The organism is Streptomyces montanus (assembly GCF_005786655.1).
Taxonomy (GTDB): Bacteria; Actinomycetota; Actinomycetes; order Streptomycetales; family Streptomycetaceae; genus Streptomyces; species Streptomyces sporangiiformans.
Genome location: NZ_VBZC01000009.1, coordinates 42,463 through 60,110, shown reverse-complemented (window position 1 = coordinate 60,110; position 17,648 = coordinate 42,463). Strand labels below are relative to the sequence as shown.

At 69.5% G+C, this 17,648-nt stretch carries 15 protein-coding genes; 11 read left to right on the top strand and 4 right to left on the bottom strand.

The window, feature by feature from the left end; genetic code table 11:
* Nucleotides 1-44: 44 nt before the first annotated feature.
* The 3 genes from FE633_RS09905 (at nucleotide 45) to FE633_RS09895 (ending at nucleotide 2,455) form a co-directional block, all read left to right on the top strand.
* On the top strand, nucleotides 45-800 hold the full coding sequence (locus tag FE633_RS09905; RefSeq protein WP_138044745.1) for a GOLPH3/VPS74 family protein: 756 nt from the start codon (nucleotides 45-47) through the stop codon (nucleotides 798-800).
* Nucleotides 801-1,195: 395 nt separating this feature from the next.
* Nucleotides 1,196-2,053, top strand: coding sequence for a helix-turn-helix domain-containing protein (locus FE633_RS09900; RefSeq protein ID WP_138044744.1), 858 nt, complete (start codon nucleotides 1,196-1,198; stop codon nucleotides 2,051-2,053).
* A 201-nt stretch (nucleotides 2,054-2,254) separates the two neighbouring features.
* On the top strand, nucleotides 2,255-2,455 hold the full coding sequence (locus FE633_RS09895) for a DUF397 domain-containing protein (protein WP_119102032.1): 201 nt from the start codon (nucleotides 2,255-2,257) through the stop codon (nucleotides 2,453-2,455).
* A 147-nt stretch (nucleotides 2,456-2,602) separates the two neighbouring features.
* Here the strand turns inward: FE633_RS09895 and FE633_RS09890 are convergent, their stop codons facing one another.
* Nucleotides 2,603-3,442: a hypothetical protein gene (locus tag FE633_RS09890; RefSeq protein ID WP_138044743.1), complete on the bottom strand. Its 840-nt coding sequence runs from the start codon at nucleotides 3,440-3,442 to the stop codon at nucleotides 2,603-2,605.
* 80 nt (nucleotides 3,443-3,522) lie between these two features.
* On the opposite strand from FE633_RS09890, the gene FE633_RS09885 reads away from it, so the two are divergent.
* Together FE633_RS09885 and FE633_RS09880 are read left to right on the top strand one after the other, a co-directional pair.
* Nucleotides 3,523-4,308 (top strand): SDR family oxidoreductase, encoded by a 786-nt coding sequence (locus FE633_RS09885; RefSeq protein ID WP_138044742.1) that lies wholly within the window; start codon nucleotides 3,523-3,525, stop codon nucleotides 4,306-4,308.
* 262 nt (nucleotides 4,309-4,570) lie between these two features.
* Nucleotides 4,571-6,142 (top strand): sodium:solute symporter family protein, encoded by a 1,572-nt coding sequence (locus FE633_RS09880; RefSeq protein ID WP_138044741.1) that lies wholly within the window; start codon nucleotides 4,571-4,573, stop codon nucleotides 6,140-6,142.
* Nucleotides 6,143-6,188: 46 nt separating this feature from the next.
* On the opposite strand, the gene FE633_RS09875 is transcribed toward FE633_RS09880, so the two are convergent.
* A complete protein-coding gene (locus tag FE633_RS09875; protein WP_138044740.1) occupies nucleotides 6,189-7,304 on the bottom strand; it encodes an ADP-ribosylglycohydrolase family protein in 1,116 nt (371 codons plus the stop codon).
* Nucleotides 7,305-7,472: 168 nt separating this feature from the next.
* Nucleotides 7,473-10,022, bottom strand: a complete 2,550-nt coding sequence (locus tag FE633_RS09870) for a tetratricopeptide repeat protein (RefSeq protein WP_138044739.1) — start codon at nucleotides 10,020-10,022, stop codon at nucleotides 7,473-7,475.
* A gap of 105 nt (nucleotides 10,023-10,127) precedes the next feature.
* On the opposite strand from FE633_RS09870, the gene FE633_RS09865 reads away from it, so the two are divergent.
* Nucleotides 10,128-10,658 (top strand): DUF2165 domain-containing protein, encoded by a 531-nt coding sequence (locus FE633_RS09865; protein WP_138044738.1) that lies wholly within the window; start codon nucleotides 10,128-10,130, stop codon nucleotides 10,656-10,658.
* Nucleotides 10,659-10,790: 132 nt separating this feature from the next.
* Here FE633_RS09865 and FE633_RS49450 read toward each other — a convergent pair whose 3' ends face one another.
* Nucleotides 10,791-11,174, bottom strand: a complete 384-nt coding sequence (locus tag FE633_RS49450) for a hypothetical protein (protein ID WP_171059880.1) — start codon at nucleotides 11,172-11,174, stop codon at nucleotides 10,791-10,793.
* A 307-nt stretch (nucleotides 11,175-11,481) separates the two neighbouring features.
* On the opposite strand from FE633_RS49450, the gene FE633_RS48200 reads away from it, so the two are divergent.
* The 5 genes from FE633_RS48200 (at nucleotide 11,482) to FE633_RS09840 (ending at nucleotide 17,332) form a co-directional block, all read left to right on the top strand.
* Entirely contained in the window at nucleotides 11,482-12,252 is a 771-nt protein-coding gene (locus FE633_RS48200) for a site-specific integrase (protein WP_246113530.1), read from the top strand.
* Complete coding sequence (locus FE633_RS48195; protein ID WP_246113529.1) at nucleotides 12,249-12,977, top strand: hypothetical protein; 729 nt, start codon at nucleotides 12,249-12,251, stop codon at nucleotides 12,975-12,977. The genes FE633_RS48200 and FE633_RS48195 overlap by 4 nt, the downstream gene beginning before the upstream one ends.
* 61 nt (nucleotides 12,978-13,038) lie before the next feature.
* Nucleotides 13,039-14,787 (top strand): hypothetical protein, encoded by a 1,749-nt coding sequence (locus tag FE633_RS09850; protein ID WP_138044737.1) that lies wholly within the window; start codon nucleotides 13,039-13,041, stop codon nucleotides 14,785-14,787.
* Nucleotides 14,784-16,913, top strand: coding sequence for an integrase (locus FE633_RS09845; protein ID WP_246113528.1), 2,130 nt, complete (start codon nucleotides 14,784-14,786; stop codon nucleotides 16,911-16,913). The genes FE633_RS09850 and FE633_RS09845 overlap by 4 nt, the downstream gene beginning before the upstream one ends.
* On the top strand, nucleotides 16,910-17,332 hold the full coding sequence (locus tag FE633_RS09840) for a hypothetical protein (protein WP_212747193.1): 423 nt from the start codon (nucleotides 16,910-16,912) through the stop codon (nucleotides 17,330-17,332). Before FE633_RS09845 ends, FE633_RS09840 begins: the two co-directional genes overlap by 4 nt.
* Nucleotides 17,333-17,648: the final 316 nt, after the last annotated feature.

Here is a 17,648-nt window from a genome sequence, read left to right as displayed (position 1 = left end):
GTGAGAGGGGTCACCCTGTCATTCATCCACGCGGGGAGGCATGGATGGGCAGGAGCCGCAGAACAATTCCGGAGGAGCTTCTGCTGCTGGCGCTGGACCCGACCACGGGTACCACCGCACAGCCGCAGTCGCTCGACCTCGGTCTGGCCGGAGCACAGCTAGTGGAGCTGGCGCTGGCCGGACGGATAGCCCCAGACGGGGATCGTATCGCCGTGGTTGTACCACGGCCGACTGGAGATCCGACATTGGACTGCGCGTTGGAGTTGCTGCGAAGGCGTGGCGCTCCCGTGCGTGCTGTTCACTGGATCGGCGGGCCCCGATTGGGGCTGCGCCAGACGTATCTCTCGCATTTGGAGCGCTGCGGCATGGTCCATGCCGTCGCGGGCCAGATGTGCGGGGTGCTGCCGACGACTCGCTATCAGGCGACGGAAACGGCCATCAGCCGGGAAATCAGGTCCCGGCTGGACTCCGCGATCAGGACCGGTGTGCCACCGGACCCGCGGACGGCCGCTCTCGCCGCACTGGCGCACGCCGTGGGCCTGGGCAAGCACCTCTACCCGGGGAACGAGGGGCGCTCCTCGCGCTCCCGCCTCCGGGATCTGATCCGGCACGACCCCATGGGCGGCCTCGTGGCGCACGCCGTGATGGACGTCCAGAACGGTGTGGCTGCCCAGCCGCGCCGCAGCCCGGCACCGGCCGGCCGCCAGGCCGCCCCCGGAGCCAGGCCCGCACCGGAACCCGCTCGGGGTGTTCCGCTGCACCAGCGCCACGGTTCCATGGCGCGTGCCGTGGCCCACTGAGCCGCTGATCCTCGGACCACACGGGCACGGCACGACCACACGCAGAACGACCACACGCAGAACGAAACTCGCAACACCACCGCTCGGCACCAGGCACACGACCAGGCACCAGGTACCAGCACCACCACGCACCACGCACATCCGTCAGCGCCGCACCGTAAGTCCCCAAGACCCGGTTCGGGAGCCGCTGGACCGCGCGGGGCAGCGGGCCGTACGTCCGGACGACGACACGGCCCGCCGCCCCGCGCGGCCGCGTATACCCTCTGCATCCCGAACTCGGCGCGTGCACCCGCGCATATCCGCCGTTTCCCAGCGGTAGCAAGCATCTTGGTGGCAATCTGCTCAACAGCAGATACGCAAAGTACAGGCAGCGCGCAGCCGGAGGTGCACGTCTCGTGGCGTCCAATGTCAATCCCACCGTCAGGCGACGCCGGCTGGGCCAGGAGCTGCGCCGGCTCCGAGAGCTCAAGGGCATGACGGCCGAAGAGGTCGCCGAGCGCCTGCTGGTCTCGCAGTCGAAGATCAGCCGCCTCGAGAACGGCCGTCGCAGCATCAGCCAGCGCGACGTACGCGATCTGTGCGGCGTCTACGAGGTCGAGGACCACCGCATCGTCGAGTCCCTGATGCAGATGGCGAAGGACTCCCGCCAGCAGGGCTGGTGGCACTCCTTCGGCGACATCCCGTACAGCGTCTACATCGGCCTGGAGACGGACGCGGCGAGCTTGCGCGTGTACGACCCGCTCGTCGTCCCGGGACTGCTGCAGACCCGTTCGTACGCGGAGGCTCTGATCACGGGCGCACTGCCCGAGGCGGCCCCCGGCGACATCGACAAGCGCGTCCAGGTACGACTGCGCCGACAGGAACGTATCTCCGACCAGGAGACTCCTCTGCGCCTGTGGGCCGTCCTGGACGAGGCCGCGCTGCGTCGGGCCGTCGGCAACGAGCAGGTGATGATCGAGCAGTTGGAGCACCTCACCGAGATGTCCCAGGTGCCGCATGTGACGGTGCAGGTGATCCCCTTCACGATGGGGGCCCATCCGGGGGTGAGCGGGCAGTACGCGATCCTCGAGTTCCCGGATGCCGCCGATTCGAGCGTGGTCTACATCGAAGGCGTCACCAGCGATCTGTATCTGGAGAAGGCAAACGACGTTCAGAAATACAGCGTCATGTACGAACATCTCCGGGCGCAGGCACTGAATGCCGACCAATCCCGCGAATTCATCGCAAACGTCGCGAAGGACTATGCGCGGTGAAGTAGTCGGCGCGAGAAGGTGGCGCACGGTACACCTTCAGCGCGTCACAGCGGAAGACTCTTCCGGTATATGCCACCCGGTCGAGTGAATAGTCGCTTCGTTCAGCGATGTTGGCGAGTAGCGTCGATCACGCCAAGCAGCAACAACCTTGGCGGAAACCGCACCAGCAACTCAGCACAGCAACTGGCTACCGGAGCGAACATGGCAATCAAGCAGGGCGCTACGACTGCGTGGACGAAGTCCTCGTACTCCCAAGGAAACGGCGCATGTGTCGAGGTCAAGTCCCCCCTTCTGTCCGCACTGGCTGTCCGGGACTCCAAGGATCCTGAGGGTCCCACCCTGGCATTCCCCGCGGACGCCTGGAACGCCTTCGTGGCAGAGGTGCGCCAAGAGGCCGTCTGATCCTGGCCCATGCCTCGATCAACAACTTCACAGGCACCTGGCAGTACCTTGGCAGCACCTTGGAATGAGCCCTCTCGACTGGCCCGCCGTCCCGGCCGAGGGGGCTCGGCCTTGAAGCCCCTCCCCCCGGGCCCGGTATCGCGTCCGTCAGCGGAGACGGTCGACGTATCGGTCCGTTCCCGGCATCGTCGGGATGAACGGGGCCACCAACTCGACCCTCCCCCAGCCTCCTTCCGCCACCGGCTCGTCCAGCCCCGAGAAGTACTCCTCCCAGCACTCCCGCGGATCCGCCTCCAGGAACCACAGCAACGTCAGCCGCGTATCGACCCCTTCGACCTGCTTCACGTACGACATGCGGTCGCCGGGAAGCGGTGTCGGCCGGAAGATCGTGACCATCGCGGAAGGGGAGCCCACGAGCAGCTTCGGCAGATGCCTGGCGCGCAGCCACTCCAGCAACTCGCCCCGCTGCTCCGGCCCTTCCGCGTCGATGACCTCGACCACCAGGCCCGCGTAGGGGTGGTCGAGGGCGTGGAAGTCGCGAGGGCCCGCCGCCCCGTCGCGGTACACCGTCGCCTCGTGGTCCTGGAAGGCCGTGAAGACGTGCGTACGGTCCTGATAGACCCTGCCGTCGCGGTTGAGCCGCTTGTTGATCCCCACCGTCCACTTCATGTGGTCGTCGTAACGGCCGTCGGTGACCCAGTAAGTCGTGATGTAGCAGCCGGTGGTGACCGGCTGGGCGACCGCCGACTTCTCGGGATAGCGCAGGAGTTGGAGATCGCGGGTGGCGACCCAGCGGCGGCCGGCGTACATCCAGGGCATCGCCATCGCACCGGCGTAGTAGTGGTCGTCCTCGTACCAGCGGTTGTACGCGTACTCATGACCCGGGTGCGGTTCGACCATGGTGATCAGGGCGTGGCCCGGGTGAACACCGTACGGGCCCACGGCGGCCAGCTCCGCGTACACCTCGCTGCGGGTCTCCTCACTCACGTCGCTCCCCTTCCTTCCTCCGGCGGACGCCCATACTCTGACGCTCCGTCAGACAATGCGCCATACCGGGGAGGCCGCGTATGTCACTGCTCGTGGACAAGACCGTCGTCGTCTCCGGGGTTGGCGCCGGGCTCGGTCACCAGGTCGCGGCGGCGGTCGTGCGCGACGGGGGCCACGCCGTGCTCGGGGCGCGCACGGAGGCGAATCTCGCCAAGGCCGCGGCCGAACTCGACCCCGACGGCGCGCACACGGCGTACCGGGCCACGGACATCACCGACGAGGGGCAGTGCGAGGCCCTCGCGGCGCTGGCCCGGGAGCGGTTCGGGCGGATCGACGCCGTCGTCCATGTCGCCGCATGGGACAGCTACTTCGGCGGCCTGGAGGATGCGGATTTCGCCACCTGGCAATCCGTCATCGAGGTCAACCTGCTCGGCACGCTGCGGATGACGCGTGCCTGCCTGCCCGCGCTGAAGGTGCGCGGCGGATCGGTCGTCATCATCGGTACGCAGTCGTCGGTGGCCGCTCCCACGCAGGTGCGGCAGGCGGCGTACGCGGCCTCGAAGGGCGCGCTGACGAGCGCGATGTACTCGCTGGCAAGGGAGTTGGGACCGTATCGAATACGGGTCAACTCCGTTCTGCCTGGCTGGATGTGGGGCCCTCCCGTGGAGGCCTTTGTCCAATTCTCGGCGCATACAGAGGGCGTACCGGAGGCAGAGATTCTGGAGAGGCTCACCAGCCGGATGGCTCTGCCCGAACTGGCCACCGACGGGGACGTGGCGGACGCCGCCGTGTTCCTGGCGTCCGATCGGGCGCGGGCGATCACCGGGCAGTCATTGCTGGTGAACGCGGGTGAATTGATGCGCTAGGGCACGCATGAAGTCATCTTGAGCCGCCTCGAACCGTCTCGGGCAACCACGCCGACCGGTCATGGATGTGAACAGAGGTCACCAAGGCGAACATTTTTACTTCCCCTTGACCGTACCAGCTGTTGTCGCCGCCACCCCCTCGAACCCACGATGAGCGGGCACTTCGCGGCTGCATAGGCCTGCTCTGGGGCGCTCTTGCCTGCGCTGGCGAAGTGTCATGCACGTCAGCGCAGTTCACAAGGCGGACTCCGGGAGGGCGCATATGAACGGTCTGGACTGGGCCGTGCTCATCGGCTACTTCGGCGTGATGGTCGCGATCGGTATCTGGTCCCACAAACGTGTGGACAACGTTTCCGACTTCTTCACGGCCGGCGGAAAGATGCCGTGGTGGCTCTCCGGCATCTCGCACCACATGTCCGGCTACAGCGCGGTGATGTTCACCGGATACGCGGGCATCGCCTACACCTACGGCGTGACGTCCTTCGTGACCTGGTCCTTCCCGATCGCGCTGGGCATCGCCATCGGGTCGAAGCTGTTCGCGCCGCGCATCAACCGGCTGCGCTCACGGCTGCATGTGGCGTCCCCGCTCGAGTATCTGAAGAGCCGTTACAACCTGCAGACCCAACAGGCCCTCGCCTGGTCCGGCATGCTGCTGAAGATCGTGGACGTGGGAGCGAAGTGGGCCGCGATCGCCACGCTGCTCTCCGTCTTCACCGGCGTCTCGCTCAACCAGGGCATCCTCATCACCGGTGGCATCACGGCCGTCTACTGCACCATCGGCGGTCTGTGGGCGGACGCGCTGACCGAACTGGGCCAGTTCGTCATCCAGTTGCTGGCCGGTGTCGCGATGTTCATCGCCGTCGTGACGAAGCTCGGCGACTACGGCGGCTTCTTCGGCGTATGGGACCGGCCGGAACTCAAGGGGCACGGCGAGCCGTTGGTCGGTCCGTACGGAACGATCTTCCTGCTCGCCTTCCTGTTCATCAAGCTCTTCGAGTACAACGGCGGCATGCTCAACCAGGCCCAGCGCTACATGGCCACCGCCACCCCCTACGAGGCGGAGCGCTCGGCGCGACTCTCGGCGATCCTCTGGCTGGTGTGGCCGGTGGTCCTGTTCTTCCCCATGTGGATGTCACCGCTGCTGGTGGAGTCGCAGAAGACCGACGGCTCGGACTCCTACGGCCTGATGACCGAACAGCTGTTGCCGCACGGTCTGCTGGGCCTGGTCATCGTCGGCTTCTTCTCGCACACCATGGCCATGTGCTCCTCCGACGCCAACGCGATCGCGGCCGTGTTCACCCGGGACTGCGCGCCCGTGATCTGGCGCAGGGCGCGGGCGTGGAGCGAGGGGCAGGGTCTGCGCGTCGCCCGCGTAACGACCGTCGTGTTCCTCGGCCTGTCCATGGCGGCGGCCACGCAGGTCAACTCCCCCGCGTTCAAGGACATCATCACGGTCGTGATCAAGTGGGTCGCCGGTCTCATGGGTCCGATGGCCATCCCGATGATGCTCGGCCTGCTGCGCCCGTTCCGCCGGTCCGGACCGACCGCCGCGCTCACCAGCTGGGCCTCGGGTCTGTTCGCCTTCTGGCTGGTCAACTATCCGATCAACTGGAACGTCGACGGCGGCGTCCCGCTCGAGTACCAGGTGTCGATCCCGCTGGCCGTCTCCCTGGTCCTGTACATCCTCATCGGCTTCCTGAAGCCGGAGGACACCCCGGAGCGGCTCGCGATCATCGAACAGATCAACACGGACGGGGACGGAGCGGCCGCGGCGGCGATTCCGACTCCGGCGGGTCCGGTGGAGGACGCGGTGAGCTCGCGGGCCAAGGACTGACCGGCTCCTCAAGCCCGCAGGGTTCGCTGCGTCGGCCTGCTGCTCCTCAAGCCCGCGGGTACCGAGCCAGCCACCCGGGTGAGGAGCCGCCCGGGCCGTGCAGTGCGGGGCCCTGGGTCATCTCCATCGCGAAGTCGTCGGCGAGGACAAGCATCGTGGGACGGCCCTCCAGTTCGGCCAGCCAGGCCGGCGGGAGGGCCGTCTCGCCGTGCAGGGCACCCAGCAGGGCGCCGGTGAGGGCGCCGGCGGCGCCCGACGGACCGCCGTGGTTCACCGCGAGGCACAGCCCCTGACGGACGTCCTCGCCGACCAGCGCGCAGTACACGGCGACCGACAGCAGCCCGTCCGCCGTACCGGCCCCGGCCAGCTCCTCGACCCGGGACGGCGTCGGCATCCCGCGTCGTACGGCCCCCAGTGCGTACTGCAGCGCGTCCGCCACGGGCTGCTGCCCCGGCCGCGCGGCAAGCAGTTGAAGCGAGCGCTGCACGGCGGCGTCGAGGCTCTCGCCGCGGGCGAGCCCGTGCACGATCACGGCGTACGCGCCCGCCGCCAGGTAGGCCGTGGGGTGGCCGTGGGTCTGCGCCGCGCACTCGACGGCGAGCTGCATCACCAGCTGTGGCTCCCAGCCGACGAGCAGCCCGAAGGGCGCGGAGCGGGCGGCGGCCTCGACGCCCCGCTCGTCCGGGTTCTTGGGGGCGTCCAGCGTGCCCATCGTCTCGTCGGCGAGGCCGATCAGGCAGGCGCGGGCGGGGTCGCGGCGCGCGTACATCCACTCCTCGAGGGCCAGCCACCCGTCTTCCTTGCGGCGCTCGTCCGGCCCCCAGTCGTGCTGTGTGGCGGACCACCGCCGATACGCGCGGTGCAGATCGGTCGGCGGATGCCAGGCGCCCGTGTCCCGGCGCACCTGGGCGCGTATGAGCCCGTCGAGCGTGAACAGCGTGAGCTGGGTCAGATGCGAGATGGCGCCGCGTCTGCCGTGCCCGAAGGTCATGTCGACGAGCCCCTCGGCGCCGTGCGCCTCGCGGATCTCGTCCATCGAGAGGCCGCCGACCGGCGAGCCCAGCGCGTCCCCGACGGCCGCACCGAGCAGTGTGCCCCGCACCCGGCTACGGAAGTCCTGTTGCTCGACACGGCCCCAGACGGCACCGGACGTCGCACCCACTGAGGCCTCCTCCGATCCCGCTCCGGATCCCGATCCCGTCCCGTACGGCTCACGTCCCACACCGCCGTCAGTCGAGCACTGTAATCGAACGGGAACAGGCGGTTGACGGCCGGAACGGTTTGCGAGCGGTGGCCCAAATGAACACTTTTACTCATACCACCGGATGCGCTACTCCGTGTGCTGCGCCTGTGCGGCTTCGGTGACCCGGCCGTGGACATCCCGGATCCAGGTGTCGCCGGGGCTCAGGGCGAGGGCGCGTCCGGCATCGGCCAACGCCTGTTCGAATGCGCCCAGTCGGAGGTGTACGGCCGCGCGGTGCCCCAGGGCCCACGCGTACTCCGGCCTCAGTTCCACGGCCTTGTCCAGATCCGCGAGCGCCTCCTCGGGGCGCTCCAGCTCGCGCAGCAGGGCCCCGCGGCTCGCGTACGCCGACGCGTACGCGGTGTCCAGTTCGAGTGCGCGGTCGTAGTCGGCGAGGGCTTCGCCGTGGCGGCCCACGGCGCGGTGGGCGTCTCCTCGCTCGCAGAGCCCCCAGGCCCAGTCGGGCTGCGTGGCCAGCGCATGGTCGAGGTCTGCGAACTGGCGCACGGTGTCGCCGCGGGCGCGCCAGACACGAGCCCGTCGCGCCAGGGCCCAGACGTAGTCCGATTTGAGGTCCAAGGCCCGGTTCAAGTCCGTGAGGGCTTCGTCGAGGTGGCCCATACGGAGCCGGGTGGCACCCCTGGAGGCCCAGGCGAACTCCCGTGATGGCTCGAGTTCGATGCCTCGGTCCAGGTCCGCGATCGCCTCGGCATCCCGTCCCACGATCCGCAGGTACTCGCCGCGTAGAGAGAACGTCCACCCGTCGTAGGGCTGAAGCACGAGCATCCGGTCCAGCTCTGCGATCGCCGCGTCGAAGTCGTCCAGCCCACTGTGGGTGAAGGCTCTGCCGCGATACGCCCGCACCAGTTCCGGATCGAGCGCCGTGGCCCACTCGAACTCCACGAGCGCCTGCTCGTACGCTCCGCTGTCCAGCAGGACTTCGCCCCGCACCGTCCGGGCCCACGCCTGGGCCTGCTCGTCGAGCCCGGCCCGGTTCAGCAACATCCCGAGCGCGGCGAACATCCCACGCTCCCCCTCCACGAGCGCCTCCGACAGGTCGCGTCCCCACTGGCCGACGGCCTGCAGAGCCGCGTCGTCCCCCGCCTCCACCAGGGCCTGTGCCCACCGCTGAGCGGTGACATCACCCACGTCGCAGGCGTCGACGAAGTCCCGCAACACAGAGGGCAGCGCGGTCCGCGACCCCGCACACAGCAGGTGGTACGACTCCGCCAGCCGCAGCTCCCGCCACCTTTCGTCCGCCCACAGCTCCTCGGCGTCCCGGCCGTCCTCGGCCTCCGCCCGCCACTGTGCGAACACCTCGGCCAACCGCTGGTGCCGCTCCTCCCACCCTCGGGGCGACCGCAGCCGCTGCAGGCGCAGCATCGGCGCCCGTACGACATCGTGGTACTGCAGCCGATCCCCACGATCGCTGACGAACGGCAACTCCCGCAGCCACGCGAACAGTTCCTCGGCCTCCTCCTCCGCGCACTCAACGGCCGCCCGGAACACATCGGCGTCCAGCCGCCGGGGCAACGCACAGGCGAGGGCCACGGCACGGCGTACCGGATCCTGCTCCCACTTCAGAAAGCGTTCGACGGCGGTGGCGCTCGGATCGCCGACGTCATCGGGATCGGCCGGGCGCGCCTGCGCCAGGGTCGACACCAGCACCGGCAGCCCGCCGGTCAGTCGCAGCACCTCCTCGACGACCGGCTCCGCGACCACCCCCTTGTCCGCGAGCAGGCCCCGCGCCTCGGACTCCGTGAAGGGCGACAGCGGTAGGTCCGTCACGAAGTCGGCGAGGCCGCCCCAGCGGGCCGTGTCGAAGGGGCGCTGGCCGGCCGTGACGACCACGACGTTCGCCGGGAGGTCACCGTGCCGGTCCGTGGTCATCACGTCGTGCAGCCAGCCGTCGAGGAAGGGGCCGGTCCGCTCGTACGTGTCGAAGAACAGGACGGTCCAGGGTGCCTCGCCACAGACCTCGGTCAGCTCTTTGAGCAGCACGGGCGTCAGCACCCGCTCGGGCGCCAGGACGAGCTGCACGTCCTCCGCGTTGCCCAGGCGCGCGCTGATCGCCGCCCGCACCCGGTCGGCGCCCTGGGCGAGTTGTGCCGGGTCGATCGCTCCGGCGAACGCTCCGACGCCGGGCACCAGCCCGAGACCCACCAGGCCCGCCCGCGCCACGGCCATGCTTCCGGCGGACGGCGCGGGCGACGGGGACGACGCGGACGACGCCTCGGGCCCCGGCTCGGGGTCCAGCATCGCCACGGCCGCCGACTCCGCAGCGTGCCGTCGCTCGCGATGCGCGGCCAGCATCCGGTCGAGTTCCTTGAAGCGGTGGCCTTGGCGGGCGAACTGGGTGCTCAGCGCCGCCATCGCCTCCGGCACGCTCCCGACCGCCTCGTCGACGTACGCGGTGAGCGCCCCGCGCTCCTGGGCGATCTGTTCCAACTGCCGTACGAGAAAGGTCTTTCCGACCCCGGTGTTGCCGTGCACGTGGAACAGGAACCGGTGCCGTTCGTCCTCCGGCGGCAGATCGAAGTTCGCCCGGAACGCCGCGCGCTCGGCAACCCGGCCGACGAAACCTTGCCGCCTGCGCTCCCTGATCAGCCGCTGCATCGACGGCCGCGCGCGCCCCATCCGTCCGCCCCCTCCGTCACTTCTCGGCCACACCGAGGCCAAGTCTCGCCGAACTCGCGTAAAAACGCCTGGGGTTCACCGGTCAGTCGGGGCAATAGTCAAACCATGGCAGCCACACGCACCACACATTCCACAGGTCTCACTCTCACCGCGACCCTCCTCACGGCCACGGTCGCCCTCTACATCACCCTTGTCGCCTTCGGGAACATCACGGATTTCGGCACCAACCAGCAGTTCGTACGGCATGTACTGGCCATGGACACGACCTTCAAGGACGACGACCTGATGTGGCGGGCCATCGAGTCCAAGGGCATCCAGGACGCGGCGTACATCGCGATCATCGCGTGGGAGACGATCGCCGCGCTCGTCCTGATCGCGGGCACCTGGTCGTGGGTCCGCCGCAGGCACACCCGCGCCCGGCGGCTCTCCACCCTCGGCCTGTTGATGCTCATGCTCCTCTTCGGCGCCGGCTTCATCGGCATAGGCGGCGAGTGGTTCTCCATGTGGCAGTCGGACGACTGGAACGGACTCGACGCGGCGATGCGGGTGTTCACGCTGAGCGGGATCGTCCTGCTGATCATCCATCTCCCCTTCGGCCGCCCGACGCCCGACTCCGCCTCAGGGACTACGGACTAGCGCTCCTGACGGATCTCTCCCCCTGGTCTCAACTCTTCAGTTGGTCACTCGCGTCACCGGAGTCGTATCAACTGCCGTCCCTGTCCAGCGCGTTCGGCAGGGACCCTCATCTCCAGGGGGAGACTTGCACAGTCAAGTGAGCGGCCGAACGAGCAGTCGAACGAAGAGAACGTGCGTGGCCGCGGTCGCCATGGCGGCGACCGCGGCACTGGCGGCCGGAATGGCCGGCCCGGCGTCGGCGGAGACGCAGACGCAGACGCAGACGCAGACGCAGACGCAGACGGTGGAGGCTTCCACACAGCCACCGCCGTGTCCGCGTCCCCGTCCACGTCCAAACGCCGCATCACCCTGATCACCGGCGACCGCGTGGCCGTCGACGCCAAGGGGCGCGTCGTCGGCATCGAGCGGGCCGAGGGCCGCGAGAAAATAGCCGTTCGTACGCAGACGGTGGGCGGCCGGACGCTCGTCGTTCCCGCCGACGCCGCGCGCCTGATCGCCACCGGCAAGCTCGACCAACGGCTGTTCGACGTCACGGAGTTGAGCACGGCGGCGACCCGGAAGTCCCAGCAGCAGGGCCTGAAGGTCATCGTCGGCTACCGGGGCCCCGCCAGGGCGGCGAAAGCGGACGTACGCGAGGCCGGTGACACCACGGTCCGCCGGACTCTGAAGTCCCTCAACGCCCAAGCGGTCACGACACCCAAGCAGGACGCCGCCGAGCTGTGGGCGGCGGTCACCGACGACGGGGGCGCCACCGCGAAAGCGGCCTCTTGCACTTCCCTATTGAATTGGCGTGTTGAAGCCAATCAAGAAGGGTGCACTAGCGGTGAGTTGGCGCGTGTTCTGGGTACCGTCGGACGCGGTGCGGGGTGGAGTTCGGGGCAGTGTCGTCGAGGGATGGGAGGACCTGCCGTCTCGCGAGGACGCGGTGGGCGTGATGGCCGGCGACCCTATCTTCCTGTCGCCAGATCATCGGGTAGATCCCCTCCTTAGCCTGTACGGCCAGTCCGGTACCTTCCGCCGCTACGAGGAGGAGACCCGCCGCAACTACACCGCGGACATCGCCCTGCTGCTGACGTTCTTGTGGAAGCGCGGGCGGGGCTGGCTGGAGGCGACGTCGAGGGATCTGGAGGACTATGAGCATTGGCGGCGGAGGGCGGAGGGGAATCCGAGCCGGGTTGGCGGGTCGAAGTGGGGGCGTGAACTGGCCGCGTTCGCCAGCCTGTTCCGGTGGGCTGTCCGTGATGGACACCTGGTGCGCAGTCCGTTGCTCGTGCGGCAGATCGTGGGGCGCAACGGCGAGGTGATCTCGGTGCCGGAGGCGGCGCCGAAGGACGTCCGGCCGAGCAACGTGCACTGGTTGACGCCGCGGACGTGGCGGAAGTGGGTCAACGTCGGCCTGCGCGGCCACACACGCGGGGGTATTCCGCAGCCGGGCTGGGTGGGTCGGCTGGAGGACCGGAACGTGGCCTTCGTGCGGCTGCTGACGTCGTCCGGGCTTCGGCGAGGCGAAGGCGGGTCGCTGCTGACGTTCGAGCTGCCCGTGCGGCGGATCGGCGGGGCCGGTACTACCGGGGGAAGGTGGCCGCGGCCGTGACCCGGTCGAAGAGGCCCCGGACGTTCTATGTCGCCGCCGATGCGCTCGGCGACGTCGAGGCGTACGTCGATTCCTCGCGAGCCTGGGTGGTTCGCAAGGCCCAGCAGGCCGGCCGGTACGAGCGGCTTGCTCAGCTGCGGCTGGTGACCGAGGTGACGCGCGGATTGAAGCCGAAGGTGCGGTGGCGCGATCAGCGTGGCGTTGCTGGGGAGCGGGAGTTGAATCTGCTGTCCGTGCGCGAGCGGATGATGCTGTTCTCTGAGGGGCCGCATGGTCTGGAGCCGTTGTGGCTGTGGCTGAACGAGCAGGGGATGCCGTTTCGGCCGCATTCCTGGGACGGCGTGTTCCGTACGGCGAACCAGCGGTGCGCGAAGGTGCTGACGCCGCCAAAGTACTTGGGGATGGATCCGCATCAGGTCTTCGCGCCGTACGCGACGCCGCACTCGGCACGGCACTCGTTCGCCCTCTACATGCTCGTGGTGCTCAACTACCTGATGGACCGGCGGTTCGGGCTGAGTCCGGCCGAGCGGCGGGACTTCCGTCTGCTGTACGGGGATCCGTGGTTCATGGTGCAGAACCTGCTGGGCACGCCTCGCGGCAGACCACCGTTGACATCTACCTCGCGCCGGTGGCCGATCTGCAGTTGCGGGCGATGCTGGCCACGGCCGACGGCGATCCGGATCAGGCGCCGATGCCGGAGCTGGATAAGGTCTTTGCACGGATAGCCCGGGAGTCGGAGGGCATCCAGGACCTCGACGACCGCCTCGACCCCTTCGGGGGTGTGGCGTGAGCCGACGCGGACGCCGGGCGTCCCTGCCCCCAGGCGACCACTCACGCCCCGAACCCCTGGATCCGGGCGGGCTCGTCGTACGGCACGTCGACCGCAATGGCCGGGTGCGGGCGTACGACTTCGCGAGGCTGCTGGTCGCCGAGCCGATGCAGCGCTCCCTCGCCGTGCTGTTTGCCGCGCGGTGTACCCCGAACCGGTGGGGTAGTCACCGCTCGTCGAGACTGATGTTCCAGCTTCTGGAGAAGTTCACCGCGTTGCTGTCCGGGCTCGAGCGGCCGCCTAGGGACGTGGAGGAGCTGACCACAGCGCAGGTCAAGCAGTGGCGGCTGAGCCAGGCGGGCACGGCGGGCGGCCACAACGCCATAACCCGGGTCGGCAGCCTGCTGCGTCAAGACGCCCGGCTGGCGAGCGGGCCCGTTGCGGACGAGCTGGCCGTGCGCACCCAACGGCCGAAGAGTAAGACGCAGTCCTACAGCGAGGATGAGTTCGACCGCATCAAGCGGGCGGCGAGGCGTACCTTCCGCGCCGCGTTGCTGCGTATCAATGACAACGCGGCGCACCTGGAGCGGTGGCGGGCGGGCGCCTTCGCGCCGGGCAGCCACGTCTTCATTCTCGGCGAGGCTCTCGACTCTCTGGCCCGCACGGGCGACATCCCGCGCCGGGTCAGCGCGAAGGGGGCACGGAATCCGGTCTGGCGGTTCCATCGCGTTCTGGGCAACACCAGCCCGGCCGCGACCTGGCAGCGGCTGTTCCTGTCCCGGCTGGAGGCCGCGGCCCTGGGGGTGCTGCTGATGGCCGAGTTCGGCTGGAACCTGTCCGTGATCCACCAGGCCAAGGTCCCCAAGGCCAGCCCCGACCCCGGGGAGGACGGGCAGCCGACGTACCGCATCCCTGTGGTGAAGTACCGGCGCGGCGGCGGCCGCTACTTCGAGAGCCGCAACGTCACCGACGACGGAGCCGGCTCCCCGGGACGGCTGATCACCGAAGCCCTGCAGGCCACCCGCTTCGCGCGTGCCGTCGTCGAGGACCTCGCGCCCGGCACCGACCTGCTGATTGTGTGGCGCTGGGCGCAGGGTGGGCACGCCATCACCACCTCAGATCACCACCCACCGGTCGGACTCTTCCGGTTCGGCGTGATCGATAGCGCTGGCAGCGCCTGGGCCCGGGCCGAAGGACTGAATGGTTCGCCCTTCCGCCGCGGGCGGCGCACGGTCAATGCGCTGGTGCGGCGCGAGCCCGGGCAGAACAGCCAGGCCACCCATGACCGTGACTACGTGCTGGTCGACCAACGGGTGCAGCAGGAGGCCGCGGACATCATCGCGGCCGGCGCCGAGGACGCCGCCGCGCGCGCTCGCCAGGCAGTCCTGGTCGCCGAAGTCCGCGCCGAACCGGACACCGACGACCGGGAGACCGCGACGGCGGACTGCCATGACTACGAGCACAGCCCCTTCACCAGGCCGGGCAAGGGCTGCCGTGCCTCGTTCCTGCTGTGCCTGGGCTGCCCCAACGCCCGCATCCACCCCGGCCACCATGCGCGCCTGGCCCATCTGCACCGGGCGCTGAACCACCTGCGCTCGGCCCAGCCGCCGACGGTGTGGGAGGCCGACTGGGGCGAGGCCCACGCCCGGCTTGAGGACCTCAAGCGCCGCCTCGGGGAGCCGGTCTGGGCGCAGGCCCTGGCCTGCGTCACCGACGCCGACCGTGATCTCATCGACTGCCTGCTGACCGGAGTGCTCGACGCGTGACCACCGCAGCCCACCACGATCCCTACATCCTGCCGATGCCCACACCGGACACACCCATCGTGCTGCCGCACCGTGTCCTGCCCATGCACGCGCACATCAACGGCCGCTACGCGGACTGGATCTGGCCGTTGGCGGCGCTGACGGAGAACCCCAGCCGCCACAAGGCCAGCATCCGCTGGCGTCAATGCCCCGTGGCCTTCCGGGACGAACTCCGGCTGGTTGCCTGGACCATGATCAACGGTGAGTTGCGGCCCACCTTCCTGGCCGAACGCGCCACCCGGCTGCGGGCTCGCGTCAGCCTGGGTGACCTGACCGAGGCGGTACGGCAGTGGATGTACCTGGCGGCCTGGCTCGAGGAACGCGGGCTGACCTCGCTCGCCCAGTGCACCACCGCCGTCTGGACCGCCTACGACCAGCACCTGCTCGCCGCCGACTCCAGCCGGGAGCGTGTGCTGGAGATCCTCGGCACCCTCACCCGCCTGTGGGCGTTCGACCAGCTCTCCGCCCGCCCCGTCGGCGTCGCCCGGCCGCCGTGGGACGAACTCGGTGCCGACGACTACCTCCCGGCCGTCTCCTCCGCCGGCAGCGGGGAGAACGCCAGCGAGCCACTGGCCGAAGAGACCATGGGGCCGCTGCTGGTCTGGGCCCTGCGCATGGTCGACGACCTCGCCGACGACATCCTCGCCGGGCACACCGACACAAAGCGGCTGGCGGAGACCGGCCGGACGATCCCCAGCACTCCTGCCGGCCAGGCCGCCCTCAAGGCGTACCTGGATCCGCTCGTTGCCGCCCGGGCACCGCTGCCCGCCGTCCGGCTCAAGGGCCGCGAGGGGTACGGCTTCGCCCGCTACTACGTCGGCGGCCTGACCGGCGCCTCCCGCCACCAAGTCGCCCTGTACGTCGAGCGCCACGGCCTGGTGACCGCGGCCGCGCAGCGGCCCGGCCCCTGCACGCTACCTACTCCCATCACCGGCCGGATCGCCGGGCGCCCGTGGCGCGAGGCCCTCGACTTCGCCGAGACGCCGCGACTGATCCGGCTGCTGGTCACCGCGTGCTTCATCGTCATCGCCTACCTCACCGGGATGCGCCCGGGCGAGGTGCTCGGGCTGCGCCACGGCTGCTGCCCGGATCCCGAGCCCGACGCCTCCGGCCGCATCGGCCGACACCTGATCTACGGCCACGAGTACAAGAACGCCACCGACGAGCACGGCAACCACCACTCCGCCGGACGCGAGCGCGCCGTCCCCTGGGTGGCCATCACCCCCGTCGTCAACGCCATCCGCGTACTGGAGCACATGGTCGAACCCGGCGAGCTGCTGTTCAGCCACGCCGTGCACGGCGCCATGGCCGGACCCAGCACCGGCTCCCTGCGCTCACCCGCCCTGCGCGTGCGGATCGAGGACTTCGTCACCTGGGCCAACGCCGAAGCCGCCCGCCACCACCTGCCCAGCGAGGTCATCCCGCCCGACCCACACGGAGCGGTCGGCACCAGGCGCTTCCGCCGCACCCTGGCCTGGCACATCGCCCGCCGCCCGGGCGGGCTCGTCGCTCTCGCCATCCAGTACGGCCACCTACGCACCGCACTGGTCTCCGAGGGCTACGCCGCACGCAGCCGCGACGGCATCCACGAACTGATCGACATCGAAACCGTCCGCGCCGTCGCCGACACCGTCGCCGACCTCAACGACGACCTCCAGTCCGGCGGCGGCCTCTCCGGCCCGGCCGCCCGGCGCGCCATCAAGACAGCCGCCCGCGCCCCGCGCTTCGAGGGCACCGCCGTCAACGCCACCACCGCCCGCCGCCTCCTCGCCAACGACGACGCCATGCTGTACGACAACCCGCAGGCGCTCCTGCTGTGCCACTACAAGCGGGAACAGGCCCTGTGCCACCGCACCGCCATACGCGATACCCCACGGCTCGATCACTGCGTGCCCCGCTGCGGCAACATCGTCCGCACTGACCACCACGCCACAGCGCTGCGCGACCGCGCCGACACCCTCGACAAACAGGCCACACACGTGCCCCAGCCGATCAGCGAACGGCTACGCGACCACGCCGACCGCCTACGCGGCATCGCCGACGCCCACGACCGCACCCGGATCACCCTGAAGGACCCCACACCGTGAGCGGAGCAGCAGACGAGCGCGACCGCATCCGCGCCGCCATGGACCGCATCCTGACCGGCCAGCCCGAGCGCTCCAACGGGGCCCTGACCATCGTGGCTCTCGCCATCGAGGCCGGCGTCCCTCGCAACGCCCTCACCCAGCGCCACCTCGATCTGAAGAACGAGTTCTACGCCAAGGTCAAAGAACGCGGACAATCCACGGACGCCGAGACCCGGCTCCGCAAACAGGTCGTACGGCTCAAGGAACTCCGCGAGAAGGACAAAGCCGAGCTCGAACAACTCCGGGCCGATGTTGAAGGGCTGGTGCGGGTGGTCAACCAACTGACCTTGGAAAACCAGCAGCTGCGCGGGCTGCTGTGGGCCCCCGACCCGGCCGTCCATGTCCTTCCCGTCCAGTACATCCCGCCCCAGCCCAGCTGACATCATGAGCAGGCAGGCTCACCTGAGGCCGCAAGACGGCGTAGTGCGATCCTCGGCAGAGGCGGCCGCGGCCGAGTCAGTGCACAGCCACGCTGCACAAGTGGGTCCGTCAGATTTATGTCTCACAGGAGCAGTTTCGCCATGTGCCCTCCCACCGTTCCGAGTTACGGGCTCACGCTGGCAGCCGATGTGTGCGGAGCGTGCACTCGCCCGCGTGTCCGGTTCTCGGCTGACGGTACGAGAGCCGCGCGGGAAGGGGGCCTCGGTGTCCACGCCGCTCCTGTCGACTGGCCGCACCATGCCGTACTACCGGCGC